This is a genomic window from Bacteroides caecimuris (assembly GCF_001688725.2).
Taxonomy (GTDB): domain Bacteria; phylum Bacteroidota; class Bacteroidia; order Bacteroidales; family Bacteroidaceae; genus Bacteroides; species Bacteroides caecimuris.
In genome coordinates this window covers 541,816-568,035 of the sequence record NZ_CP015401.2, presented here as the reverse complement: position 1 = coordinate 568,035, position 26,220 = coordinate 541,816, and the positions used below count along the sequence as shown (strand labels likewise).

The window sequence follows — 26,220 nt, the reverse complement described above, 5'->3', positions numbered from 1 at the left end:
AAATTCACTTAGTTTTTGTTTCATTGCAGAGGTATATTACACCAACTTTGTACCAGTTCAATACAGTAAACACTAAAAATAATCTTTAGTTAATGCTATTTTTAAAAATAGTCAATACTGCACTTTTTATTACTTTCTCTTTTGAGATAGTAGACATTCCCATCAATTTTCAAAAGTATATTTTCAACGCTTTACCATTATCAGTTTATTTCCGTTCTCTATCGGATTCCATCCGTCTTCTCCTGCCAAAACTGCATTTATCTCATATCCTTTCAGATTCTTCAATTGTTGGGAAAAACCAGCGCGCGCTTTCGGATGGGCTCCTTCGCCCCGACTTTCATATTCGGCATAAAAGACAGTTTTCTCGTTTTCCTTCTTGCCCCAGTTGTTCCAGCCAATGGGAAAAATGTGTTTCCCCAGTTCGCAACGGATGAATACAGCTTGTGCATACGGACGCCAAGGACGGGACAGATACACTTTTGTGGCTTCCGGTTCCGCAGTCAGTTTGCAATCATAGAATACATAGCCATATTTTTTTCCTTTATCAGTAGAGGGAGCGGTGACATAACCATCCCGTTTGCTATGAATGTGGCAACGGTTGAAAACAGCCGTAGACCAACCGAAGATAAAATCAACCGTTCCTTCGATGTAGCAGTCTTCGTAATATTGGCGGCTTTGCTTGCTGTATGTATAGAGGGTGTCCTGGAAACCTAGAAAACGACAATTCTTAAAATAGACACGATCGGCAGACACAAAGCAGGCAACTGCTTGTCCTACGGGACCTGATGAGTTCTCGAATGTGATATTCTCCGCATAAAAATCGGGGGCATAGATGTAACAGCTGGACGAACCGGAAGTTCCCATGTTCTCGCCGAATACATTTTTCTTGTTTGCAAAACCGTCATAAGTCAGTACCGCACCGTTTTCTCCAATCAGGGAGATATTAATCTTGGATTCGGGGATGATGAGTTTCTCTTTATAAGTTCCTTTACGAATCAGGATAGTGGTACGGACGTCTTTGCGAAAATCGGGGACAGCATTGATAGCTTCCTGCACGGTAAAGAAATCACCGCTACCGTCTTGGGCTACCACATAATCGTAATGACGGATATACTCCGCCAGTTCGGGAATTTCCTTGCCGATGGCATCTACTGCCAGGCCTGCGATGGTTCGCGCTCCATAGACATTCAAGTGGGTATTGTCTTCACGACCTTTCGGAAAAGCGGGAATCTGATTGGGGGCGACAAACATAAAAAGCTTTTTCGATTCTACAGGTCCAAGCTCTTGCACCAAGTCGTGAGTGATTTTGTTCATATCAACAAATACAACTCCGAGTTCTTTCGCTACATTGCGGGGGGAATCCAAATAAGCTCCATGCGTATCGAACAAAACGGTTCCTTCTTTCGGTTGTTCCTTTTCCCCCGGTGTCCGGCGGATATCCTTAGTGATGGAAGCATCCTTCGGTTGTACGAAGTTACGGCGGACAATGGAATTGAACAATACGGGGATGCCGCCTTTCGCACGGGTTTCGTTTACATAACGGCGGAGATTGTCATCGAAAGTAGTTCCCGGTTCGGTGTGGCGGATAGAATCCGCTTTTTCATCATTATGTCCGAACTGAATAAAGACATAATCGCCTTTCTTCACTTTGGAGATGACTTTTGCCCAACGCCCTTCGGAGATAAAACTCTTGGAACTGCGTCCGTTGGCAGCATGATTGTCAATCTTTATGTCTTCGGAGAAAAATCCGGGAAGTACCATTCCCCAGCCACGTTCGGGATTTCCGCCATCCAACTTCTTGTTAGCCATAGTCGAATCGCCTATCATAAAGATAGTTACGACAGGTTTGTCCGCGCGAAATGCAGAGCAGAGAACAAAGGCAACTGCCAACAACAGTACTAATTTACTTCTATTTTCTTTCATTTTCTTTATACTACACTCTATAACAAAAAATCATTTTTCTCTTTCACCTATCACCGGCATCCATCAAACGCCCTATTCACCGCTTCCCAACCTTCTTTGTTTCCAAAAGCTACCGGAAGCTACATTTCTCTCGTATCTAAGTTTGCTTATCCTTATCGGAACAAAGTGTTTCGCTATACGAAACTATTAGTTTCAAGCGTTAGAAACTTTAGTTTCACGCTGAAGAAACTCAAGTTTCAAGTAATGGGAACAACAATTCCAAGCGATGAAGCTAATGGTTTCAAGGTCAGAAACAAATATTTCGTAGCGTAGAAGCTATCAGAAGCGCTAATGTTTCTACTTATAAGGATACCAGTTGCTGCTTTCTTTAAAGATATTCTCCGGCGTGTACCTCAATGCTTCCTTTTTTGTGAGTTGTTTCCCCCATGCCACACGTCTCGATGCACCTGCACCTTCGCCTGTATTTCCAAATTCGGCATAACGGGCTGTCTTTTCGTTCTCCGGATTCCTCCAATTGTGCCATCCTTCGGGACGAATATGATTACCAAACTCACAATTGATAAAGACCGTTGCCGCATAAGGACGCCACGGACGACCCAAATATACTTTTTTCACTCCCGGAGCGGCCGTCAACTTACAGTTTTTGAAAACATAACCAAACTCTTCACTTTGAGGAGTGGAAGCGGCAGTGATATACGAATCACGTTTACTATGCAGTTCACAATATTCGAATAGAGCGGTGGAAGGACCAAAAATAAAATCGGTAGTTCCCTCGATATAGCAATTCGTGAATAAGAGACGGGCTCCTTCGGTACCTGTGTAAATAGTATCCTGATTTCCCAGGAAACGACAGTTGACAAACATCAGTCTATTACCTTCGGTGTGAAGAGCTACCGCTTGTCCCAGTGGAGCCGCATTATTTTCAATCGTCAGGTCTTTGAAAGTGATGTCACTCCCTTCCACTTTGACCGTATAGGTGCGGAAAGTACCCATCTTATTGATATTGGCATGGTCATCATAAGTGATAATCGTTTTTTCTGCGCTTTCGCCCACTAATTGCACATTCTTTACCCAGGAAGGAATGACCAGTTTTTCTTTGTATATACCGTTCTTGATATAGATCGTCACCGTATAATCCATAAAAGCGCGGACAGCTTCCACGGCTTCCTGAATGTTACGATACTCCCTTGTCCCGTCGCGTGCCACGACTAATGTGTCTTTGCGTTGCTGTTGTTGTGCATAAACAGATGTTGCTCCCACACCCAGTAGAAGCAAACACATCATTCCTTTAAAAATAGTCCTTTTCATTGTCGGAAATTACTTTTGTAAACGTTCGTATTCCAAGCTAGCCATAATAAATGGTCCTACAGCTTTAGGATCGTTATTGCGGATAGTTTCATTAATATAATAGTCATAATCGCCGGAACGATATACCTTTCCTCCCAATCCTGCCACTGCACAAGCCTTGGTGATGGTTACCAATCCGTTCTTGTCCACTTCGATAAAATTATCCAGAAATCCTTTGTAGCCTTTTAATGCCACATCCAGATAAGACTTCTCAATATATCCCAAACGAACCGCCTTAAAGAGCGAATAAATAAACATAGCGGAACAAGAAGATTCTACGTAATTACCCTTATCACCACTCCGGTCCATCACCTGATACCATCCTCCGGTCTTCGGATCCTGAAGTTTCTTCACCTGCACAGCTACATTATTCAATATATCAAGCAGGGAATCTCTTCCGGCTTCATGCTGCGGAATAAATTCGAGCACATCCACCAATGCCATCGCATACCATCCCATCGCACGTCCCCATGTATGTTTCGACTGTCCGGTCACCTGATCCGCCCAACGTTCGGTGCGGCTTACATCGCACGCATGACGATAAAGACCATTTTTAGGATCGTATGTATGACGGGCACAAGTGACAAACTGGTTGATTACATCTGCATAGTCCTGCGGAAGATTATTGCGGAATGCATATTCTGCATAGAAAGGAGCTCCCATGTAAATTCCGTCCAGCCACATTTGGTGGGGATAAATCTTTTTATGCCAAAAGCCCCCGTCCTCATTGCGCGGTTGTCCTTCAAACTGGCTATAAAGCAGATCGAGCGCTTTCTTATATTTAGGATTCTTGGTTTGCTCATAGATACGGAAAAGGATTTTTCCGGAGTTGATGCGGTCGAGGCTATAATCGGTTAATTTATAAGCGGTAATGCTTCCGTCCTCGTGCACCATTGTATCCGCATACGCGATGGCGTAATCGCGAATTTTCTTGTCGCCATAAGTGTCGTACACATCAAGCATAGCTCCCAGTTCAAGTCCGTGGCAATAATCCCACTTCAGTTTCGGCTGAAAGTCGAGCTGCCAGGATTCGGGGTAACGGATCATTTCCGATTCAGTCAGTCGCACAGACCAGGGAAGCTTGCTGTCTACCTGTTGTGCCGATACGGAAGCGGTCATTGCAACCAATAAAACCACTATAAAAAAATTATAAAAAGGAGTTCGTCTCATGGTTTGTTATTTTAAGGATTCAACATAGTCTTTTTTCACGGTACGAAAGTAGTGTTTTTCCTCCAAACCCAGTGGGATTTTTTAGTCAAGTAGGTGCATTTTTTGTTTTTCGTGCACGGAAACGACTAATTTTGTGCACGCAAACGTCAAAAATGTCCATTTTTGATGCAATATCTCATAAATTAAGAGTTTCGTTTTGGAAGAAAGCAAAAAAGGTCTTACTTTTGGCACGGTTTACAACTAATACCCTCTGGGGAAACACAGGTAATTTATCATTAAAACAGAGAAAAAATAGAACAGAATGGAAGAAGTATTTAAGTACATTATCGGTCTTGGAGCGGCAGTAATGATGCCAATCATTTTCACGATTTTAGGAGTATGTATCGGTATTAAACTTCCCAAAGCGCTGAAGAGCGGTTTGTTGGTTGGTGTCGGTTTCGTTGGTTTATCAGTAGTGACGGCATTGCTCACCAGCAGCCTGGGTCCGGCATTAAGTAAAATGGTTGAAATCTACGGATTGGAATTGGGAATTTTCGACATGGGTTGGCCTTCTGCTGCGGCGGTAGCTTACAACACTTCAGTCGGTGCTTTCATTATCCCTGTTTGCTTGGGAGTCAATTTATTAATGTTGCTTACCAAAACAACCCGTACCGTCAATATCGACCTTTGGAACTATTGGCACTTCGCATTTATCGGTGCTATCGTCTACTTTGCTTCCGACAATATCTATTGGGGATTCTTCGCTGCCATCATCTGCTACATCATTACGCTGGTAATGGCTGATATGACTGCTCCTGCCTTCCAGAAGTTCTATGATAAAATGGACGGTATCTCTATTCCTCAACCGTTCTGCCAAAGTTTTGTTCCGTTTGCTATTGTAATCAATAAACTATTGGATAAAATTCCGGGATTCGACAAACTGAATATCGATTCTGAAGGCATGAAAAATAAATTCGGATTGATGGGTGAACCGTTGTTCTTGGGTATCGTAATCGGTTGCGGTATCGGTGCATTAGGCTGCGGAAGCTGGAAAGAAGTAGTAGACAGTATCCCAAGTATATTAGGACTGGGTATCAAGATGGGTGCGGTGATGGAATTAATTCCACGTATCACCAGCCTCTTTATCGAAGGTTTGAAACCGATCTCTGACGCTACCCGCGAACTGATCGCTAAAAAATATAAGAGTAACACAGGACTGAGCATCGGTATGAGCCCTGCATTGGTTATCGGTCACCCGACTACCTTGGTAGTATCTCTGCTGTTGATTCCTGTCACAATCTTTCTGGCTGTTATCCTTCCGGGCAACCGTTTCTTACCGCTGGCTTCTCTGGCAGGTATGTTCTACCTGTTCCCGATGATTCTGCCTATCACAAAAGGTAACGTAGTGAAATCATTTATTATCGGTCTGGTGGCATTGATTGTAGGTTTGTATTTCGTAACAGGACTGGCAGGCTTCTTCACACTGGCTGCTAAAGATGTATACGAAGCAACAGGCGACCCGACAGTGAATATCCCCGCCGGTTTCGAAGGTGGAGCACTCGACTTTGCTTCCAGTCTCTTCTGTTGGGGTATCTTCCACCTGACTTATAGTCTGAAGATTATCGGCCCTGCTATCCTCGTGGCACTGGCACTCGGAATGGCTATCTACAACCGTATCCGCATGACCAGAAACGACGCAAAGAACACATTAAACAGTAATAAGGAATAAGTCGAAGAAGACTTTAACTGATAATAAGTAGTATATAATAAAAAACTCGAAAAATGAAAAAATTAGCAATTGCAATGATGTTGGGTATCGCAGCAATGTCTGCCTCCGCCCAGGTGAATTACAAGATGCAAGTGGCTTGCAGCCCGCAAGACGTGAAAACGTATGACACTAAGCGCTTGCGTAGTAGCTTCCTGATGGAAAAAGTAATGATTCCGAACGAAATCAACGTTACTTATTCTATGTACGATCGTCTGATCTTCGGTGGCGCAGTACCTGCAACAAAAGAATTGGTACTTGAAACAATCGACCCGCTGAAATCTAAATTCTTCCTCGAACGCCGCGAACTAGGTGTCATCAACATTGGTGGCGAAGGTATCGTAACCGTAGACGGTAAAGAATATACGCTGAAATTCAAAGATGCTCTGTACGTAGGTAGAGGCAAGCAGAAAGTGACTTTCAAAAGCAAAGATTCCAGCAATCCTGCCAAATTCTACATCAACTCGGCTACTGCCCACAAGGAATACAAGACTCAATTGATTACTATCGACGGACGTAAAGGTTCTCTGAAAGCAAACTCATTTGCTGCCGGAAAATTGGAAGAAAGCAACGACCGCGTTATCAACCAGTTGATTGTGAACAATGTACTTGAAGAAGGTCCTTGCCAACTGCAAATGGGATTGACTGAACTGAAACCGGGTAGCGTATGGAACACCATGCCGGCACACACTCACTCTCGTCGTGTAGAAGCATACTTCTACTTCAATGTACCGGAAGGAAATGCTATCTGTCACTTCATGGGCGAACCTCAAGAAGAACGCGTCGTATGGATGCAGAACGAACAAGCTATCATGTCACCGGAATGGTCTATCCACGCTGCTGCCGGAACAAGCAACTACATGTTTATATGGGGTATGGCAGGTGAAAACCTCGATTACGGAGACATGGACAAGATCAAATATACAGAAATGCGCTAACCGTTGCGTATTCCTGTATGACATATAATTTTTCAGACGCAGATAACGCGGATAGCACGGATCAAAAAATAAGGATTCGCATTATCCGCGTCATCTGCGTCTAAAAGATTAGACTCATTTGCTCTTGATTTATAAATACGCTTATTTTCTTTCTGTATTACCCCCAACGTTGTAAATGATAATGCTATGAGACATTTTTATACCCTTTGAAACAAATAGCATATATAATGCAACGAATAATACATGATTTTGACCAAATTTTACAAATAAAATTCAGTCGAAATACCGACCTTTGTCAACGAAACAAAATCTATTTAAATCCATTATCATGAATGCATTTCAAAAAACAGGCGAAAAGATGACCAACTACAGATGGACCATCTGTGCTATGCTATTTTTTGCTACTACAGTTAACTATCTCGACCGTCAGGTTCTCTCATTGACGTGGGATGAATTTATCAAACCGGAATTCCACTGGGACGAATCTCACTACGGTACTATTACTTCTGTTTTCTCCATTGTATACGCTATATGTATGCTGTTTGCCGGTCGTTTTGTCGACTGGATGGGAACTAAAAAAGGATTTTTATGGGCTATCGGTGTCTGGTCGGCAGGTGCTTGTCTTCATGCCGTTTGTGGTATTGTTACAGAAGCACAAGTTGGACTTCATAGTGCAGCAGAACTGGCCGGTGCCACAGGAGACGTGGTAGTGACTATTGCTACTATCAGTATGTACTGCTTCCTCGCCGCCCGCTGTATCCTCGCTTTAGGAGAAGCCGGTAACTTCCCTGCTGCTATTAAAGTAACCGCAGAGTACTTCCCTAAAAAAGACCGTGCTTATGCTACTTCTATCTTTAATGCCGGTGCATCTATCGGAGCATTGATCGCTCCTCTTTCCATTCCTATTCTGGCAAAAATGTTCGGTTGGGAAATGGCATTTATCGTAATTGGTGGACTTGGCTTTATTTGGATGGGCTTCTGGATATTTATGTACGATGCCCCGTCGAAAAGCAAACATGTCAATCAGGCAGAGCTTGATTACATCGAGCAAGATAATCGCGAAGCAGGCAGTGCTCCAATGACAGACGAGAAAGATGAAAAGAGAATGAAGTTCTGGCAATGTTTCAGCTACAAACAAACATGGGCCTTCGTCTTCGGTAAGTTCATGACTGACGGCGTATGGTGGTTCTTCCTTTTCTGGACTCCGTCTTATCTGAATACACAATTCGGTATCAAAACCTCCGACCCGCTGGGTATGGCGTTGATCTTTACGCTTTATGCAGTGACTATGTTATCTATCTATGGTGGTAAACTACCTACTATCTTCATCAACAGAACAGGTATGAATCCGTATGCAGCCCGTATGAAAGCGATGCTAATCTTCGCCTTCTTCCCGCTGGTTGTACTGTTAGCACAACCGTTAGGTACTGTTTCTCCATGGTTCCCAGTTATCTTAATCGGTATTGGTGGAGCTGCTCATCAATCCTGGTCGGCCAATATATTCTCTACCGTAGGCGATATGTTCCCAAGAACAGCTATTGCAAGTATCACCGGTATAGGTGGTATGGCAGGAGGCGTAGGCTCTATGATTCTTCAGAAAGTGGCAGGTAACTTGTTCGTATATGCTTCCGGAACAACGATGATCGACGGCAAAGAGGTGGAAATGACGAAAGAGTTACTCGAACAAGGAGCACAATTCGTACACCCAGCCATGACATTCATGGGATTCGAAGGTAAACCAGCCGGATATTTCGTTATCTTCTGCGTATGTGCAGTAGCTTATCTGTTGGGTTGGGTTATCATGAAGGCATTAGTTCCGAAATACAAACCTATCGTATTAGAGTAAATCTATCCGAACACATAGAATCGTTAAAAACAAAAGAGTAACTCGTCGCCGAGTTACTCTTTTGTTTTAACCAATTATTCAAAAAAATGAAAAATGAAAAAATAAAAAAGCCTCTTCTCACGAAGAAGGCTTTTTAGGTTTACTTATCCTGCATCATCCTCCTGCAAATTTTTTAACCAAAACACTAGAAACAGTGTCTCTGCATTCCTATAATGAAGTATAGTAAACGTTAAGGTGAAAAAAAGGGAAGTCTCACGACTTCCACAATTCTTCTAACCTTAAATCTAAATCTCTATGAAAAAAACGTGTTGCAAATATAGGCGTTTGTTCAATATAGAGGTGTTAATGAATTACATAAAGAGAGAATAAAAACTAACATCTGCAAAAATGATGCAATTTTTCAGGAGCCTTCTATTAATTTTAATAAACTTTCATAGAGCGGATTGCGTTCGAGTAGTTCGGGAACTCCTGTGATAAACATTTGTTTTCTTGCACGAGTCAAGGCAACATTCAGTTTTCGATCGATCAAAACACCCTCTTCTTCCGCCAAATTGGATAGAAATTTTAATTGGTAAGGGTAGTTGACACAGAAGGAATAGATTATTACATCACGCTCGCTTCCCTGAAACCGTTCTACTGTGTCAACCAGAATTCGATTCAGCACCGGAATACCTAATGATTCTATTTCTTTTTTTATCAATGCTATCTGACTCCGGTAAGGAGTAATGATCCCTAAAGTACGGGCTTCGTCAAAATCTGTCTGATGATCTTCATAAATGCGAACAGCTAAGCCGGCAACAATACGTGCCTCCGAATAGTTGATCTTTGCAGATGCTCCCACCTTCTCCGGCACAGAGGGATAAAAAGCCAAGCGACAGATGGCATCGGATGATTCTATTTGGTGAGGTAGGCCGACAGGAATCAGACGCCCTCCATAAAAGGCACGATTGGCAAACAAAGCAACTTCCGGATGCATTCGCCCTTGACGGCACAGCATATCGTAGGAACGATGAACCGTTGCAGTACAGTTCCGGTAGAGGCGTTCAAACAAGGAATCTTTCAGATTGGTCAACCCGATAGACAGTAAAGATTCATCATAAATGGCCGATTGCTCCGTATTTTGCTGTACCACAGCAGGCAGTTGTTTATGATCTCCGATCAAGACAAACTTATCTATTGCATCTTTTCCGTCTTCTCCACGTGCACAGAGGATGCCTAACAACTGCGGTTCCAATATTTGGGTAGCTTCATCAATAATGGCTACATCAAAATGTTTCAGACGGAACAGTTCCGGTTTGCCGGAAATAGCCGCTACTGTTCCCACAATAATCCGACAATTCCGGATACGTTCGTACACCTCCGAACGACGGTTACAAGAGGATAATTCATTTTCAATCAGATGCCTGCGGTAGGCTTCATCACATGACAATTCACTTCCTACACGAATAAAATCAACTGCTGGAGCAATGGAAGCCAGCGACTTGCATATCTCATCGACAGCCCGGTTGGTGTATGAAAGCAAAAGAATCTGCGCATCTTTATCTGCATGAAAAGTCTCTACCATTTTCTTCAGGGCACATGAAGTTTTGCCTGTTCCCGGAGGTCCGATAAGAAGGAAATAATCCTGCGCGGCTTTTGCTTTCAGGGCAACTCGCGTAAAATCGTCTTCCGAACGGGAAATCATGGAATCCAATGATTCATCAAACCGTGGAGGACGCTGTGACAACAATAAGTCACGCCGCTCCTTCCTTGCAGAAAGATAAGCATACAACCCTTGATACATCGAGCGGAATGTTGTATCCATTGTATCATGTTCTATCGCATAAAGACTTTCGGCAGGAAGTACGGATGGATTCTGCTGGGTAGCACGCAAGCGGATACCTATTTCGCTTTCTGTCAGGTATTCGATATTGCCTTTGAAAACCATTTTATTGGTGACGTTATCTGTATCGCGGTTACGTTCATAAAGGATTATGGCGTCTCCTTGACGAAAATTAGGAAGAAAAGTCTCTGTTTCAAGAGCTTCACTTCTGACAGTCTTACTTGCAGAGGCTTCATTTCCGGTAATATCATTTCCAATAGCTTTATCTCCGGTAATGTCATTTACGCCAGAGTCATTCAACAAAGTTTTCCCAGCCTTTTCCTTTTTAAAGAAAGAAAAAGTAAGTCCGGCTTTATGTTCATCGGCCGCATGATTCTCCTTTATTTTCAAATCATAAATGATTTCTCCTGCCTCGCATTTCTCCGCTAATGTAGAAAGCCATAAAGAAGCTGCCCCGGTACGTCCTTCATAATCCACATCACCAGATTTTGAAGTATAAAGTTCCTTTGTAATGAAGTTGTACACCGCATAGAAGTAATTCTTTTCCAGTGGAGAAAGAGCTTTCAGTTTCGATTGAAAGTTATCAATAGAGGGACGCAGATATGTTTCCCAAAAACGTCCTTTCAATCCCCGTTCATTCAAGGTGGAGGCATTGATTTCTTCCAGTTTTTGTGCCGTATATTCCAGGCTATTTCGCAATTGGACGCCATATTCATCGGCCACAATGCGGTTACGCAAGTCAATCACCCGACGCACCATCGCCCACGAAGGACGGGAGGGATAAAGAAGCGGATAACGGGTATAAAGCAAATAGGCTTTCACTTTCCGATGATCCATTCCCATCGAATATTGCAAGACTGCTTGATAAAGTAACATCTGTACTTTATTGTTCTCCTTCGGCTCTACCTTGCCCCGGATAGCATATTCATCCGCCTTGCCGGATTTCATTTCTATGAAAGAAGACATATCCCGCTGCATATAATCGAGACGTCCCTGAAGTCCGAGTGCTTCACAGATATAAGACGGTTCGAGCACGGCATCCGTCTTGTCCAGTTTATAACCGGCTGCATAAAAGGTATCATTAACCGTTTCACGAATATGATCGAAGTGCAGTTTGCAGTCCTCAAAGAATTGGCGTTCTTTCTCTTTGTCGCGCAAATCGGAACAGGCAGCCAGCTCAATAGGATAACGCCGGAAGGCTTTCTGCATACAGGTACGATAATCTATGTCTTCACTCTTCGCATGAATCCATTCGTCCAGGAAAAGATTGGCTATATTTCCCAGTAACAGAGGGCGGGCATTTTCGATCGGTTGAAGGCGGGAAAGAAAATAATTGGCCGGATGATGCCCGTAATCACGGAAACACTCTGCCAAAGAACTGATATCAAGTAAATAATCCGGTTCGAGTACAATGAAAGAAGGAGTCAGGATTCCCGCCTCATCCACTGCAACATCCAATAAATTGACCTGGGCATGACGCCAAAGCAGTTTGCACGTCTCTGCAAACTCTTCATTGATTTGAGGGATATTATAACGAACTAAATATGGTTTCTCCGAGACTTCATCCAGGGGAGTCACATACAAATATTGCTCATCGGCATACTGGAAGCAGACACGCATCCGCTGCACCCGTTCGCGGGCAGGAGGCGCAACCAGATAGGTGGCGTCCGAACGCGGAAGCAGGCGGTATAGCTCCAAGGGAATATCCTCTTCCAGAAGTTTACGAATAAAGAAAGCTAATGTTTTCGCATCGCGCAAGAGTTGTTTCCGGTTGGGCTCCTGCTGGCGGTTTAAGATAGCATTCGAAGTGAGCCGGAAAGTATGCAGCCGGTTCTGCTCTGCAACAGAAAGACCAACCTTAGCCGCCACGAAGCTGATTCGTGCGGAAAGGTCGGTCATCTGTAAACTTTCGTTTTGCATTTGCGCGCGACAAATACGCTCCAGCAAGTCGCGCATTTGCTTATATCCTACGGCAAGATAAGCATCTTTCGCCCGGCAAACTGCTAAAAGAATTTCATAAGATTCTACCGCTTCACTCTTCGGACAGGGCAACTTCATCTCCAGCTTCATCTTCAACTTCCTCTTCTGTTTTCTTCTTGTCCTTTATCATCAAAATACTCATCTCGTACAACAGATAAAGCGGAATAGCAACAACACTCAAGGTGAACGGGTCTCCCGTCGGAGTAATAATAGCGGCAGCTATCACTATGATGACAACCGCATGACGGCGGTATTCCCGCAAGAAAGATTTGTTGACCACTCCCAATAAAGAAAGCAACCATGTAACCAATGGAAGTTCAAAAGCCAATCCCATGCAGAGAATCAGCATCATAAAATTGTCGATATAAGAATTGAGCGACAGGATATTTTCCACTTCCGAGCTCAACTGATAGGTAGAAAGGAAACGGAGAGTCAGCGGATAAACCATAAAGTAGCCCAACAGTACACCGATGAAGAACATCACTGTCCCGACAGTCAACGCTTTACGCACGCCCTTTCTCTCATTCGGATAAAGGGCGGGATTGATGAAACGCCATATTTCAAAAAAGATATAAGGCATAGCCGTCACCACCGACAACCAAAATGCCGTCGACATGTGGATAAAGAAAGGAGCGGCCAAATTGATGTTGACCAACTTCACATAAAATTGTTGTGTGAAGAAATCATCGGTCAAATCAAATGTTTTGCCGATATGCCGTAATAAATCGTAGAATATGAAATCATTATGGCAAGGCGCAAGTATCACATGGTCGAAGAGATAGGGCATGGCGATAAAATAGCCTATCGCTAATACAAGCCAAACTCCCACTACCCGAAAAAGCACCTTACGCAGTTCGTCCAAATGATCCCAAAAGGTCATTTCTGCCATCCGTATGTTGTGCTCTTTTTAGTTTTTAGAAGGATCTACAGGTTTGTCCAACTCGTCTTTTGCCTTGTTTATTTCTTCTTTCGCTTCGTTCACACCGTCTTTGAAGCTCTTTACACCTTTGCCTAATCCGCGCATCAGTTCAGGAATTTTCTTTCCACCAAAAAGAAGAAGAATAACCAAAGCGATAATAATCCATTCGGAACCACTGGGCATTAAGCCTAACAATAATAAGTTTGTCATAAGTTTATTTGATATAAGAGGTTTTTAATAGTTGCTGCAAATATAGTCATTTTCACCACAGATTACACGGATTCACACAGATTTATAGCTTATCTTTCGATTTATTTCTACTATAAATCCTCTTCAATCTGTGTGAATCCGTGCAATCTGTGGTGAATTAATCCTGATAATATACCCGTTTCACCCGTGTCGATATGCTTGTCAACACTTCATAAGGAATCGTATCCAGCTTATCGGACAACACCGTAATCGGCAGATCATCACCGAAAATAATAGCCTGATCGCCTTCCCGACAATCAATATCCGTCACATCAATCATACAAACGTCCATACAGATATTCCCCACATAAGGAGCTTTCTTTCCGTTCACTAGGCAATAGGCGTTGCCGCGTCCCAAGTGGCGGTTCAGTCCATCCGCATAACCGATAGGAATAGCTGCAATGCGGGAAGGACGTACCAAATGCCCCATCCGACTATATCCTACCGTATCTTCTTGAGGAACATCCCGGATCTGAAGGATGGTGGTCTTGAGCGTACTTACATTATGTATGATCGAATTGTCTATCGGGCTGACTCCATAAAGTCCGATTCCCAAGCGCACCATATCGTACTGTGCTTCGGGAAAACGCTCGATTCCTGCCGTATTGCAGATATGACGGAGAATCTTATGAGAGAAAGCAGCCTGCAATTCTTGCGAACCTTTCTCGAACAATTCAATCTGTCCACGGGTGAAAGCGTCGAACTGCGACGAATCACTTCCTACAAAATGAGAGAATACCGAACGGGGAATCACTGCACTCTGATTCTTCAGTCGACGGATAAGCAATGGAATATCCTCCACCGCAAAACCCAAACGGTGCATACCTGTATCAAGTTTCACATGAATGGGGAAGTTGGTGATTCCTTCTTTCTCCGCAGCTTTGATAAGTGCGTCAAGCAGATGGAAATTATAGACTTCCGGTTCCAGTTTATAATCAAACATGGTTTTGAATGCGGTAAGTTCCGGGTCCATAATGATAATCGAAGCGGTAATGCCAGCCTTGCGGAGTTCGGAACCTTCGTCAGCGACAGCTACGGCCAGATAATCGACATGATGTTCCTGCAAACTCTTGGCTATTTCATACGAACCAGCTCCGTAAGCTGATGCTTTCACCATACAGATCATCTTTGTTTCCGGATGGCGAAGCATAGAACGGTAATGGTTCAAGTTGTCTACCATCGCTCCGAGATTTACTTCGAGAATGGTTTCATGTACCTTCAATTCGAGTGCTTCGGATAACAGATCAAAGTTGAACACGCGGGAACCTTTCACCAAGATCACTTCCGAATGAAGCGATTTGAGTATATTGGATGCAAGAAGTGCTTCTGTATTAGGGAAGAAGTAGCGTTCGAGATCATCATCAAAACGAGCGGAACAAGAAGATATCTCCTGCCCTACTCCAATCAGTTTATTAATACCTTTACTCTGCACCAATTGTGCCACACGCCGATAAAGCGTAGCGGTACTTTGTCCGGTTTCCAGTATATCCGACAGGATAAGCGTCCGTTTCAAGCCTTTCTTTTCTGAGCGGCGTACAAGGAAATCGAGAGCAATATCCAATGATGCCAAGTCTGAATTATAGCTATCATTAATCAGTACACAGTTATTCTTTCCCTCTTTCACCTCCAGACGCATGGCAATCGGTTCGAGACGAGCCATCCGCTCGGTTATCTGGTCGGCAGGTGTCATCAGGTAAAGACAAGCTGCCAGACAATTCAGTGCATTTTCAATGGAAGCGTCATCGATAAAAGGAATACAGAAAGTATTATCCATCTCCAGATAACGATAAGATATAACGGTATGATCTTCTTTCTTGGTCACACGGCTGATATACAACGGACGTTCGATGTCGGTAAGGCTCCAGGCAATCTCACGCGCCGTCAACATTGATTTTGCGACACAATTACTAATTAACTCGTTATCACCGTTATAAATCACGACATCACAGTCTTTAAAAAGCGTCAGCTTTTCCATGCATTTCTCCTGCAAAGAGAAGAAGTTTTCCTGATGGGCACCACCGATATTGGTCAGAATACCAATGGTAGGCTTAATCATTCGTTTCAAAGCTCCCATCTCTCCCATCTCGGAAATGCCGGCTTCAAAAATACCCAGTTCGGCTTCTTCAGAAAGTTGCCACACAGAAAGGGGAACTCCGATCTGCGAATTATAACTGCGTGGAGAACGAACGATACAACGATCCGGGCTAAGTAACTGATGCAACCACTCTTTCACAATGGTTTTTCCATTACTGCCGGTGATACCGATCACAGGAATTTTAAATTCATCACGGTGTGTTTCGGCAAGCTTCTGCAAAGCTTTCAGAGGATTGGGAACGATGAGGAAATTGAGAGTTGAGAGTTGAGAATTGAGAGTGGGCTGCGCACTATCATGCTGCTCCGATTTCTCTATTTGCAATTCTCCATTCTCAATTAATTTAAAGTCTTCTTCCGTAATTACAAAATTACGTACGCCCCGATCGTATAGTTCGGGGATATAACGGGCTCCGCTATTTCGTTTGGTAGTTAAAGCAAAAAAAAGAGTTTCTTCCGGAAAACTCAAAGAGCGGCTGTCTGTTAGCAACCAATCAATATTCGCTTTATGTTTGCCCACACGGCGGGCACCGATACTTTCGGCTATGGATTCAATCGTATATGACATAGTTCTGTTTCTTTTTGAAAATCTAAGTACGGGTATTTTCCGATAAGTCGTTCTATTTTTAACACTATTTGTCCTAAAAAGCGTTGATACGCTTCTGACTCGGGATGAAAGGGTTTGTGCGCCAAGTCTCGGCGGATGTCTTGCACAGCTACGATAACCTGCTTTGTTTCAAGAGAAAAGAAGGTTTCGGAGAAGCGTTCCCACAGGTAACGAATCGCCAGAGGAGACGGATGCAGCATGTCGTCGGCATAGAAACGATAATCACGTAATTCGTCCAATATGATTTCATAAGAGGGGAAATAGAACACTCGCTCCGGGAACAGTTGTTGCAATTGGTCGATGGCAAGCAGCAGAGTCGATTTGCTTAACTGGTTGGCGTGCATCCCGTCGCGTATATGACGGATCGGGCTGACTGTAAACAGCCATTTCAGATCCGGATTCAGGGCTGACATTTCGGTAATGAGTGCTGTATAATCTTCTACAATTTCTTCAACAGACAGCCGGTAACGCAAAAAATGACTCTCCGGCAATTGATGGCAATTAGCTACCACTTGTCCACTCTCCTTTTGTTTATAAACGTAAGCAGTTCCCATTGTCACCATCAGCCAGTTCAATTCCGGCAGTTTTTTATGAGCATGGTGAAGACGTGAATTTACGGTATGCAATGTCTCTTCGGGCGTAAAAGCAGAAAAAGAGCCATGATGCATCGGGCTATGCCATAAATCTTTGTAGGCAAACAGATCTTGTTTGTTGTATTCCTTATTTCTTATAATCTCCCTCAAAGCAGATGAGACAGATAAAGGATTATAAAGAATACCAAAAGGATTCAGGTCCAGTTGAAATCCGGCATCCATTAATTGTCGCCCGATATTTTCCGCAAAACAGGACCCCATCAGAAGAATATGATCTGCATGACTGACCGACGGCATCCCGGCAGGTAATTCTACAGATGTTTGAAAGTTCATACAATTTTCCATCATTTCATTACGTTTCATGTGCAAAAGTAATCAAAAAACCATTTCCGCCCTCTTTTTCCTCACGATTCAATAATCTTAGCAAGCATAGAAAAACAGATACGTCTTTATACCGGATAAGTTTTTCACTAAAAAAGGAGGTCGAATATACTTTCTTTTCGTATTTTTGCACTAAATTTCCTAGAATCATGAATAGTGGACAAACATATAACTTGTTAAACTCCATCAATTACCCCGAAGACCTACGTAAACTAACCGTAGAGCAACTGCCGGAAGTATGTGGTGAACTAAGGCAAGACATTATTAAAGAACTTTGCTGCAACCCCGGACATTTCGCCGCCAGCCTGGGAACCGTGGAGCTGACCGTAGCCCTACACTACGTCTACAATACACCATACGACCGTATTGTATGGGACGTGGGACATCAGGCATACGGCCATAAAATTCTGACAGGACGCCGTGAAGCATTTTCTACAAACAGGAAACTCGGTGGAATCCGCCCTTTCCCATCTCCGGAAGAAAGTGAATATGATACTTTCACGTGCGGACATGCTTCCAATTCTATTTCTGCCGCTCTCGGTATGGCTGTCGCAGCCGCCCGGAAAGGAGACACGCAACGTCATGTAGTAGCCATTATCGGCGACGGTTCAATGAGTGGCGGACTGGCTTTTGAAGGACTGAACAACGCATCTGCCACGTCGAACAACCTGCTCATTATCCTGAATGACAATGATATGGCAATCGACCGCAGCGTAGGAGGCATGAAGCAGTATCTTTTCAACCTAACGACTTCCAACCGCTATAATCAGCTACGTTTCAAGCTCTCGCGCATGCTGTTCAAGCTTGGCATCCTCAACGAAGAACGCCGCAAAGCACTCATCCGTTTCGGAAACAGCCTGAAATCAATAGCCGCGCAGCAACAGAATATTTTCGAAGGAATGAATATCCGCTACTTCGGCCCGATAGACGGACACGATGTAAAGAACCTGGCAAGAGTATTACATGATATCAAAGATTTACAAGGACCTAAAATTCTGCATCTGCATACCGTCAAAGGAAAAGGATTCGCCCCGGCAGAGAAACATGCTACCGAATGGCATGCTCCCGGCAAATTCGATCCCGTCACCGGCGAACGTTTCATTGCCAACACCGAAGGAATGCCCCCGCTTTTCCAGGACGTATTCGGAAATACACTGGTGGAACTTGCCGAAGCCAACCCGAAGATTGTCGGTGTCACTCCCGCCATGCCCAGCGGCTGTTCGATGAATATACTGATGGAGAAAATGCCGAAACGCGCTTTCGATGTCGGCATTGCCGAAGGACATGCGGTTACCTTCTCCGGAGGGATGGCAAAAGACGGACTGCAACCGTTCTGCAATATCTATTCTTCTTTTATGCAACGGGCGCATGATAATATCATCCACGACGTAGCGATTCAAAATCTTCCAGTTGTATTATGTCTCGACCGCGCCGGACTGGTTGGCGAAGACGGTCCCACTCATCATGGAGCTTTTGATATGGCATGTTTACGCCCGATCCCTAATCTGACTATCAGCTCCCCGATGGACGAACATGAATTACGTCGCCTGATGTATACGGCACAACTGCCGGACAAGGGACCGTTCGTGATCCGCTACCCCCGTGGACGCGGCGTACTGGTAGACTGGAAATGTCCGCTAGAAGAGATCCCGGTAGGAAAAGGACGGAAACTGAAAGAGGGTAGCGACCTGGCAGTGATTACTATCGGACCGATAGGAAATGTAGCCGCCCGTGCCATCACCCGGGCAGAAGCAGCTTTAGGTCTGTCTATCGCCCATTACGATTTACGATTCCTGAAACCGCTGGATGAAGAGCTGTTGCATGAGGCAGGACGTAAATTCCAACGTATCCTGACCATCGAAGACGGAATTATCAAAGGCGGTATGGGTAGCGCTGTCCTCGAATTTATGGCAGACAACGAATACAAACCGACCGTGAAGCGTATCGGTATCCCTAATATATTTGTAGAACATGGGGCAGTTGCCGAACTGTACCAACTGTGCGGCATGGATGAAGAAGGGATTCTGACTAAAATAAAAGAATTTATCAATTGACATGAAGATTATTATTGCCGGTGCCGGCAACGTAGGCACCCATTTGGCCAAACTGTTATCGCGCGAAAAGCAAGATATTATCTTGATGGATGATGACGAAGAGAAACTAAGTGCTCTTAGCGCCAACTTTGACTTGCTGACTGTTGCCGCTTCTCCTTCTTCCATCTCCGGATTGAAAGAAGTTGGCGTCAAAGAAGCCGACCTGTTCATCGCAGTCACACCGGACGAAAGCCGCAACATGACTGCCTGTATGCTTGCCACCAACCTGGGAGCCAAAAAGACAGTGGCGCGTATCGACAACTATGAATATCTTCTACCCAAAAATAAAGAGTTTTTCCAGAAGCTGGGAGTAGATTCGCTGATTTACCCGGAAATGCTGGCTGCTAAAGAAATCGTATCTTCCATGCGCATGAGCTGGGTACGCCAATGGTGGGAATTCTGTGGAGGTTCGCTGGTTCTGATTGGTACGAAGATGCGCGAAAAGGCTGAAATCCTGAATATACCGTTGCACCAGCTGGGCGGTCCCAACATTCCTTACCATGTAGTGGCTATCAAACGCGGAACGGAAACGATTATCCCTCGCGGAGATGATGTTATTAAATTGCATGATATTGTTTATTTCACCACTACCCGCAAGTACATTCCTTATATACGTAAGATAGCCGGCAAAGAAGACTATGCCGACGTACGCAATGTAATGATTATGGGAGGTAGCCGTATCGCAGTCCGTACCGCACAATATGTGCCGGACTATATGCAGGTAAAAATAGTGGATAATGACCTGAACCGTTGCAACCGTCTGACAGAGCTACTGGATGACAAAACAATGATTATCAACGGAGACGGTCGCGACATGGACCTGCTTATCGAAGAAGGGCTAAAGAATACCGAAGCATTTGTAGCCTTGACCGACAACTCGGAAACGAATATCCTTGCCTGTCTCGCCGCCAAACGTATGGGAGTAGAAAAGACGGTGGCAGAAGTGGAGAACATCGACTATATCGGTATGGCAGAGAGCCTTGACATCGGCACGGTTATCAATAAAAAAATGATTGCTGCCAGCCATATCTACCAAATGATGCTGGATGCCGACGTGTCTAATGTGAAATGCTTGACTTTTGCCAATGCAGACGTTGCAGAATTCACCGTACCGGAAGGAGCTAAAATAACCAAACACCTGATTAAAGACCTGGGACTTCCCAAAGGTACCACCATCGGAGGAATGATCCGTAACGGAGAAGGTATCCTGGTGACAGGTGATACGCAAATCCGCCCCGGCGACCATGTAGTCGTATTCTGCTTAAGCATGATGATTAAAAAGATTGAGAAGTTCTTTCACTAAGTATCAACAAATACTTGTATATGATTAACTCGAAGATGATATTCCGGATTCTGGGTTTTCTGCTTCTGATAGAAACAGTTATGCTATTATGTTGTGGAGGTGTTTCTCTTTTTTATAAGGAGAATGACTTGCAGAGTTTTCTGGTTTCATCGGCTATTACCACTAGCATCAGTATTCTGTTGCTCTCCATCGGGAAAGACGCAGTGAAATCCCTGAATCGCCGTGATGGATATGTCATAGTCAGTGTAGCATGGGTCACCTTTTCCCTTTTCGGAATGTTACCTTATTATATAGGAGGGTATATCCCAAGTGTTACGGATGCATTTTTTGAAACGATGTCCGGGTTCAGCAGTACGGGTGCCACCATCTTGAATAACATAGAGTCAATGCCTCATGGAATACTTTTTTGGCGGGCTATGACGCAATGGATAGGCGGTTTGGGTATTGTATTCTTCACCATTGCCGTTCTGCCGATTTTCGGTATGGGTGGGATTCAGGTGTTTGCAGCAGAAGCCAGCGGTCCTACTCATGACAAAGTGCATCCCCGTATTGGTATCACTGCCAAATGGATTTGGGGTATTTATGCCGGAATGACAGGGACATTAATTGTCTTATTAGTATTTGGAGGTATGAGTGTGTTTGACAGTATATGCCATGCTTTCACGACAACCAGTACCGGCGGATTTTCTACCAAACAAGCAAGTATCGAATATTATCACTCACCCTATATAGATTATGTAATCTCTATTTTCATGTTTCTTTCGGGCATCAACTTCACACTATTACTGTTGATGTTCAATGGAAAAATAAAGAAGTTCATTCATGATGCAGAGCTAAAATTCTATTTCAGGTGTGTTTCTTTCTTTACTATATTTATTGCAGTCTGGCTTCATCAGACTTCTTCTATGGAGATAGAAGAAGCGTTCCGTAAATCTCTTTTCCAAGTGATTTCCTTGCAAACGTCTACGGGATTTGCCACAGCCGATTATATGCTTTGGCCTTCTATCCTTTGGGGATGTCTTGTAATAGTGATGATCATCGGAGCCTGTGCTGGCAGTACAACAGGAGGTATCAAATGTATTCGTATGGTTATCCTGTTTCAGGTTGTGAAAAACGAATTCAAGCATATCCTTCACCCTAATGCCGTGCTCCCGGTGCGAGTTAACAAACAGGTTATTTCTCCTTCCATCCAGTCTACCGTATTGGCCTTTACTTTTTTATATGCAGTCATCGCTATCATCAGCATACTTATCATGATGGGGCTGGGAGTCGGTTTTCTGGAATCAATCGGAACCGTAATCTCAAGTATGGGTAATATGGGACCGGGACTCGGTACATGCGGCCCGGCTTTTTCATGGAGTCAATTGCCTGATGCCGCCAAATGGTTGCTTTCTTTTTTAATGCTCTTGGGACGTTTGGAGTTGTTTACAGTATTACTACTTTTCACTTCCGATTTCTGGAAAAAGAATTAAAAGAATTCTCATTAAACTTCTCCTTCACATCCTTCACAGATGGTAATCATCTGTTTGATAGGTGTTTTCTGTGAACAAATTAAGAAAAGTCTTTTCTTCACGCCCTTCACGCCCTTCACAATCCCTACAGTTTGCATTTTTACAGCCTGTAACCTTCGCATCGGCATTGTCAATCTTAGCCAATTGAACAGCTTGCATCTAAGAAGCCGACTGGAGTTGTCTACTTAGCCGACTGGAGTTGTCCACCTAGCCGACTATAGTCAGCCAGGTGGACAACCTCAGTCGGCGATTAATCAATAGAAATAAAGTATACGATAAGACGGTAGTCTATCAGTCATAAGAAGGCTGATTCTTAATATTGGAAATGAATAAACTATGGTGATATAGGCTGCTTTGAAACACATTGTACAAACTTCCAAACTGTCATCCCGTTTTTTAGACTGATCCCTATTTGGGGGAGTGGGAGAGCTAAAACCACCGATAAAATGGAGTTGTTTTAAAGAACTGAAGGCTGAAGACTGTTTTTTATTCTAATAAAATGATATTGTTGAAACCATATTAACTAAAAACGAATCTAAAAGATATGGAGTTAAAAAAAGCTTTTTTGCCATACCGACTTTGCAAAAAGTATAAATATTAGTTCTATATTTGCAGCCGTTAAAAGAGATAGATGAAACAAAACTTAAAAATCGGACTACTTTTAGTGTTGGCTTTGCTCATCCGTTGCGCAACTAACGAAGCAATGGAAGATGCGTGCAAAGTTTCCTCCCCGACTTATCGGCAAGAGAAATGCTATGTATCACAAGATCGTCCGATTCAGGATGCTTTGGAACGTCTTTATAATCTTTATACGACGCAAACCTGTGATATGAGTCATACAGACGTCGCACATGTTCCGACAGATAAAAGCATGTTTTTGTTAATCGCTTATTTCTGCGACCATTACAAACATCAAAGTCCACCTTACCCTGTCTCGTCCCATTCTCCTACATATTATTACGATCCTATCTCCTATTATATATATGGGTTGAGAAAGATTGTCATTTAGCCTATAGTACAGTCGACTCTTTTACTCGTCATTTATTACAGTTGGTTTTATTCTCCGTAGGGCGAATAGACTAATTGCTTATTTCTATATAATATTCAATCTAAACAGCTATTGAATTATGAATTTTACATTTTTAGTTGTTGTTTTACTGACAGCGCTTGCTTTTGTCGGTGTAGTAATAGCCCTCTCGCGTGCTATCTCTCCCCGTTCATACAACCTGCAAAAGTTTGAGGCTTATGAATGTGGTATACCGACACGTGGTAAATCATGGATGCAATTCCGTGTAGGCTACTACTTGTTTGCCATCCTATTCCTTATGTTCGATGTCGAAACAGCTTTTCTGTTTCCGTGGGCGGTAGTTATGCGTGACATGGGACCACAGGGACTTATTAGTGTTATCTTCTTCTTTATCATTTTAGTTCTAGGCCTCGCTTATGCCTGGAGGAAAGGAGCTTTGGAATGGAAATAACCAAAAAGCCAAAAATAAAATCTATTCCGTATGATGAGTTTATCGACAATGAATCATTGGAAAAGTTGGTCAAGGAACTTAATGCAGGAGGAGCCAATGTTGCCCTCGGAGTGCTTGACGACTTTATCAACTGGGGGCGCAGCAATTCACTGTGGCCGCTTACCTTTGCAACCAGTTGTTGTGGTATCGAATTTATGGCACTGGGTGCCGCGCGTTATGACATGGCCCGCTTTGGGTTTGAAGTAGCACGTGCCAGCCCCCGTCAGGCTGATATGATTATGGTATGCGGAACAATCACCAATAAAATGGCTCCGGTACTGAAACGACTTTATGACCAGATGCCCGATCCGAAGTATGTGGTTGCCGTAGGCGGATGCGCTGTCAGCGGAGGTCCTTTCAAGAAGTCCTATCACGTAGTAAACGGGGTGGACAAGATTCTTCCGGTAGATGTATATATTCCCGGATGCCCGCCACGTCCTGAAGCTTTCTATTATGGCATGATGCAATTGCAACGCAAAGTGAAAATAGAAAAATTCTTTGGTGGAGTAAACAGAAAAGAGAAGAAACCGGATTATTTAAAAAATGAAGAATGATTCTACATTCTGCAATTTAAGGATTTATGCAAGAAATACAATTTATAGCTCCTGCAGCGTTACACGACGAGATGCTGCGCTTGCGAAATGAAAAACAGATGGACTTTCTCGAAAGCCTCACCGGTATGGACTGGGGAGTAGCCGATGAGAAAGACGCTCCGGAAAAACTCCGCGGCTTAGGCGTAGTCTACCATCTGGAATCTACCATTACAGGCGAACGGATAGCACTGAAAACAGCGACAACCAACCGCGAGCTACCGGAAATACCGTCTGTCAGCGACATCTGGAAGATAGCCGACTTCTACGAACGTGAAGTTTTTGATTTTTATGGCATCACCTTTGTCGGTCACCCTGATATGCGCCGGCTCTACCTGCGTAACGATTGGATCGGTTATCCAATGCGTAAAGATAACGATCCGGAAAAGGATAACCCACTGTGCATGACCAATGAAGAGACGTTTGATACGACTCAAGAAATAGAACTGAACCCGGACGGAACTATCAAGAACAAAGAGACGAAACTGTTCGGCGAAGAAGAATATGTAGTCAACATCGGTCCGCAACACCCTGCCACGCATGGCGTGATGCGCTTCCGTGTTTCTCTGGAAGGTGAAATTATTCGTAAGATTGATGCGAACTGCGGGTATATCCACCGAGGCATCGAGAAAATGAATGAAAGCCTCACTTACCCTCAAACATTGGCTTTGACAGACCGTCTGGACTATTTGGGCGCGCATCAGAACCGCCATGCATTGTGCATGTGTATTGAAAAAGCCATGGGTATTGAAGTCAGCGAACGAGTGCAGTACATCCGTACCATAATGGACGAGTTGCAACGTATCGACTCTCACTTGCTGTTCTACTCTTGTCTTGCTATGGATTTAGGAGCGTTGACAGCATTCTTCTATGGATTCCGTGACCGCGAGAAAATTCTCGATATCTTTGAAGAAACTTGCGGCAGACGTCTGATTATGAACTACAACACGATTGGCGGTGTACAGGCTGATCTTCATCCTAACTTCGTCAAACGAGTAAAAGAATTCATTCCTTATATGAGAGGAATCATCCACGAATATCACGATATATTCACGGGTAACATCATCGCACAGAGCCGTATGAAAGGAGTCGGTGTGTTAAGCCGTGAAGATGCCATCTCTTTCGGTTGTACCGGAGGTACAGGCCGTGCATCAGGATGGGCGTGTGACGTACGTAAACGGATGCCATACGGTGTATATGACAAAGTCGATTTCAAAGAAATCGTTTATACGGAAGGCGACTGCTTCGCCCGTTACCTGGTGCGTATGGATGAAATCATGGAAAGTCTGAACATCATCGAGCAATTAATAGACAACATTCCCGAGGGACCTTATCAGGAGAAGATGAAACCTATCATTCGTGTTCCGGAAGGCAGTTACTATGCAGCAGTAGAAGGAAGCCGTGGTGAATTTGGTGTCTTCCTGGAAAGTCAGGGTGACAAAACGCCTTACCGCCTGCACTACCGTGCTACGGGATTGCCGCTTGTTGCTGCAATTGACACCATTTGCCGGGGAACAAAGATTGCCGACTTAATTGCTATTGGCGGAACAATAGATTATGTCGTTCCGGATATTGACAGATAATACTTAATTATTA

At 43.8% G+C, this 26,220-nt stretch carries 18 protein-coding genes; 10 read left to right on the top strand and 8 right to left on the bottom strand.

What is annotated here, in order from left to right; genetic code table 11:
• Positions 1 to 183: 183 nt before the first annotated feature.
• The 3 genes from A4V03_RS02150 to A4V03_RS02140 all read right to left on the bottom strand — a co-directional run bounded on the left by A4V03_RS02150 (position 184) and on the right by A4V03_RS02140 (position 4,440).
• Complete coding sequence (locus A4V03_RS02150) at positions 184 to 1,923, bottom strand: pectinesterase family protein (protein WP_065537779.1); 1,740 nt, start codon at positions 1,921 to 1,923, stop codon at positions 184 to 186.
• A gap of 336 nt (positions 1,924 to 2,259) precedes the next feature.
• Positions 2,260 to 3,231, bottom strand: a complete 972-nt coding sequence (locus A4V03_RS02145) for a pectinesterase family protein (protein ID WP_065537778.1) — start codon at positions 3,229 to 3,231, stop codon at positions 2,260 to 2,262.
• A 9-nt stretch (positions 3,232 to 3,240) separates the two neighbouring features.
• Positions 3,241 to 4,440, bottom strand: coding sequence for a glycoside hydrolase family 88/105 protein (locus tag A4V03_RS02140; protein WP_065537777.1), 1,200 nt, complete (start codon positions 4,438 to 4,440; stop codon positions 3,241 to 3,243).
• A gap of 301 nt (positions 4,441 to 4,741) precedes the next feature.
• On the opposite strand from A4V03_RS02140, the gene A4V03_RS02135 reads away from it, so the two are divergent.
• The 3 genes from A4V03_RS02135 (at position 4,742) to A4V03_RS02125 (ending at position 8,968) form a co-directional block, all read left to right on the top strand.
• Positions 4,742 to 6,148, top strand: a complete 1,407-nt coding sequence (locus A4V03_RS02135; protein WP_065537776.1) for a PTS galactitol transporter subunit IIC — start codon at positions 4,742 to 4,744, stop codon at positions 6,146 to 6,148.
• A 53-nt stretch (positions 6,149 to 6,201) separates the two neighbouring features.
• Positions 6,202 to 7,122, top strand: coding sequence for a 5-dehydro-4-deoxy-D-glucuronate isomerase (gene kduI / locus A4V03_RS02130; protein WP_065537775.1), 921 nt, complete (start codon positions 6,202 to 6,204; stop codon positions 7,120 to 7,122).
• Positions 7,123 to 7,450: 328 nt separating this feature from the next.
• The gene (locus A4V03_RS02125) at positions 7,451 to 8,968 is read left to right on the top strand and encodes an MFS transporter (RefSeq protein WP_065537774.1); all 1,518 of its coding nucleotides are present in this window, start codon (positions 7,451 to 7,453) and stop codon (positions 8,966 to 8,968) included.
• Positions 8,969 to 9,368: 400 nt separating this feature from the next.
• Here the strand turns inward: A4V03_RS02125 and A4V03_RS02120 are convergent, their stop codons facing one another.
• The 5 genes from A4V03_RS02120 to A4V03_RS02100 form a co-directional block, all read right to left on the bottom strand.
• The gene (locus tag A4V03_RS02120) at positions 9,369 to 12,860 is read right to left on the bottom strand and encodes an AAA domain-containing protein (RefSeq protein ID WP_065540241.1); all 3,492 of its coding nucleotides are present in this window, start codon (positions 12,858 to 12,860) and stop codon (positions 9,369 to 9,371) included.
• Positions 12,823 to 13,659, bottom strand: a complete 837-nt coding sequence (gene tatC / locus A4V03_RS02115; protein ID WP_065537773.1) for a twin-arginine translocase subunit TatC — start codon at positions 13,657 to 13,659, stop codon at positions 12,823 to 12,825. The genes A4V03_RS02120 and tatC overlap by 38 nt, the downstream gene beginning before the upstream one ends.
• Positions 13,660 to 13,677: 18 nt before the next feature.
• The gene (gene tatA / locus A4V03_RS02110) at positions 13,678 to 13,899 is read right to left on the bottom strand and encodes a twin-arginine translocase TatA/TatE family subunit (RefSeq protein ID WP_065537772.1); all 222 of its coding nucleotides are present in this window, start codon (positions 13,897 to 13,899) and stop codon (positions 13,678 to 13,680) included.
• 157 nt (positions 13,900 to 14,056) lie between these two features.
• Positions 14,057 to 16,597: a bifunctional UDP-N-acetylmuramoyl-tripeptide:D-alanyl-D-alanine ligase/alanine racemase gene (locus tag A4V03_RS02105; RefSeq protein ID WP_065537771.1), complete on the bottom strand. Its 2,541-nt coding sequence runs from the start codon at positions 16,595 to 16,597 to the stop codon at positions 14,057 to 14,059.
• Positions 16,573 to 17,592: a GSCFA domain-containing protein gene (locus tag A4V03_RS02100; RefSeq protein ID WP_084081096.1), complete on the bottom strand. Its 1,020-nt coding sequence runs from the start codon at positions 17,590 to 17,592 to the stop codon at positions 16,573 to 16,575. Before A4V03_RS02100 ends, A4V03_RS02105 begins: the two co-directional genes overlap by 25 nt.
• A gap of 167 nt (positions 17,593 to 17,759) precedes the next feature.
• On the opposite strand from A4V03_RS02100, the gene dxs reads away from it, so the two are divergent.
• The 7 genes from dxs to A4V03_RS02060 all read left to right on the top strand — a co-directional run bounded on the left by dxs (position 17,760) and on the right by A4V03_RS02060 (position 26,207).
• The gene (gene dxs / locus A4V03_RS02090; RefSeq protein ID WP_065537769.1) at positions 17,760 to 19,664 is read left to right on the top strand and encodes a 1-deoxy-D-xylulose-5-phosphate synthase; all 1,905 of its coding nucleotides are present in this window, start codon (positions 17,760 to 17,762) and stop codon (positions 19,662 to 19,664) included.
• 1 nt (position 19,665) lies between these two features.
• Entirely contained in the window at positions 19,666 to 21,006 is a 1,341-nt protein-coding gene (trkA, locus tag A4V03_RS02085; RefSeq protein ID WP_065537768.1) for a Trk system potassium transporter TrkA, read from the top strand.
• A 20-nt stretch (positions 21,007 to 21,026) separates the two neighbouring features.
• Positions 21,027 to 22,478, top strand: coding sequence for a TrkH family potassium uptake protein (locus A4V03_RS02080; protein WP_089280701.1), 1,452 nt, complete (start codon positions 21,027 to 21,029; stop codon positions 22,476 to 22,478).
• A gap of 670 nt (positions 22,479 to 23,148) precedes the next feature.
• Complete coding sequence (locus A4V03_RS02075) at positions 23,149 to 23,526, top strand: hypothetical protein (protein ID WP_065537766.1); 378 nt, start codon at positions 23,149 to 23,151, stop codon at positions 23,524 to 23,526.
• Between the two features lie 118 nt (positions 23,527 to 23,644).
• Positions 23,645 to 23,995, top strand: a complete 351-nt coding sequence (locus A4V03_RS02070) for an NADH-quinone oxidoreductase subunit A (RefSeq protein ID WP_065537765.1) — start codon at positions 23,645 to 23,647, stop codon at positions 23,993 to 23,995.
• Positions 23,986 to 24,588: an NADH-quinone oxidoreductase subunit B gene (locus tag A4V03_RS02065; protein WP_004301465.1), complete on the top strand. Its 603-nt coding sequence runs from the start codon at positions 23,986 to 23,988 to the stop codon at positions 24,586 to 24,588. The genes A4V03_RS02070 and A4V03_RS02065 overlap by 10 nt, the downstream gene beginning before the upstream one ends.
• A 26-nt stretch (positions 24,589 to 24,614) precedes the next feature.
• Positions 24,615 to 26,207 carry an NADH-quinone oxidoreductase subunit D gene (locus tag A4V03_RS02060; protein WP_065537764.1) on the top strand — a complete coding sequence of 531 codons (1,593 nt, stop codon included), beginning with the start codon at positions 24,615 to 24,617 and terminating at the stop codon, positions 26,205 to 26,207.
• The last annotated feature ends 13 nt before the right edge of the window (positions 26,208 to 26,220 follow it).

Bases quoted from the DNA above. Each gene is read 5' to 3' on its own strand.
- A4V03_RS02125 (WP_065537774.1), top strand. From the start codon at position 7,451: ATGAATGCATTTCAAAAAACAGGCGAAAAGATGACCAACTACAGATGG.
- A4V03_RS02060 (WP_065537764.1), top strand. From the start codon at position 24,615: ATGCAAGAAATACAATTTATAGCTCCTGCAGCGTTACACGACGAGATG.
- tatC (WP_065537773.1), bottom strand. From the start codon at position 13,659: ATGGCAGAAATGACCTTTTGGGATCATTTGGACGAACTGCGTAAGGTG.
- tatA (WP_065537772.1), bottom strand. From the start codon at position 13,899: ATGACAAACTTATTATTGTTAGGCTTAATGCCCAGTGGTTCCGAATGG.
- A4V03_RS02080 (WP_089280701.1), top strand. From the start codon at position 21,027: ATGATTAACTCGAAGATGATATTCCGGATTCTGGGTTTTCTGCTTCTG.
- dxs (WP_065537769.1), top strand. From the start codon at position 17,760: ATGAATAGTGGACAAACATATAACTTGTTAAACTCCATCAATTACCCC.
- A4V03_RS02070 (WP_065537765.1), top strand. From the start codon at position 23,645: ATGAATTTTACATTTTTAGTTGTTGTTTTACTGACAGCGCTTGCTTTT.
- A4V03_RS02100 (WP_084081096.1), bottom strand. From the start codon at position 17,592: ATGAAACGTAATGAAATGATGGAAAATTGTATGAACTTTCAAACATCT.
- A4V03_RS02075 (WP_065537766.1), top strand. From the start codon at position 23,149: ATGAAACAAAACTTAAAAATCGGACTACTTTTAGTGTTGGCTTTGCTC.
- trkA (WP_065537768.1), top strand. From the start codon at position 19,666: ATGAAGATTATTATTGCCGGTGCCGGCAACGTAGGCACCCATTTGGCC.
- A4V03_RS02140 (WP_065537777.1), bottom strand. From the start codon at position 4,440: ATGAGACGAACTCCTTTTTATAATTTTTTTATAGTGGTTTTATTGGTT.
- A4V03_RS02145 (WP_065537778.1), bottom strand. From the start codon at position 3,231: ATGAAAAGGACTATTTTTAAAGGAATGATGTGTTTGCTTCTACTGGGT.
- A4V03_RS02135 (WP_065537776.1), top strand. From the start codon at position 4,742: ATGGAAGAAGTATTTAAGTACATTATCGGTCTTGGAGCGGCAGTAATG.
- A4V03_RS02105 (WP_065537771.1), bottom strand. From the start codon at position 16,597: ATGTCATATACGATTGAATCCATAGCCGAAAGTATCGGTGCCCGCCGT.
- A4V03_RS02065 (WP_004301465.1), top strand. From the start codon at position 23,986: ATGGAAATAACCAAAAAGCCAAAAATAAAATCTATTCCGTATGATGAG.
- A4V03_RS02120 (WP_065540241.1), bottom strand. From the start codon at position 12,860: ATGAAGCTGGAGATGAAGTTGCCCTGTCCGAAGAGTGAAGCGGTAGAA.
- kduI (WP_065537775.1), top strand. From the start codon at position 6,202: ATGAAAAAATTAGCAATTGCAATGATGTTGGGTATCGCAGCAATGTCT.
- A4V03_RS02150 (WP_065537779.1), bottom strand. From the start codon at position 1,923: ATGAAAGAAAATAGAAGTAAATTAGTACTGTTGTTGGCAGTTGCCTTT.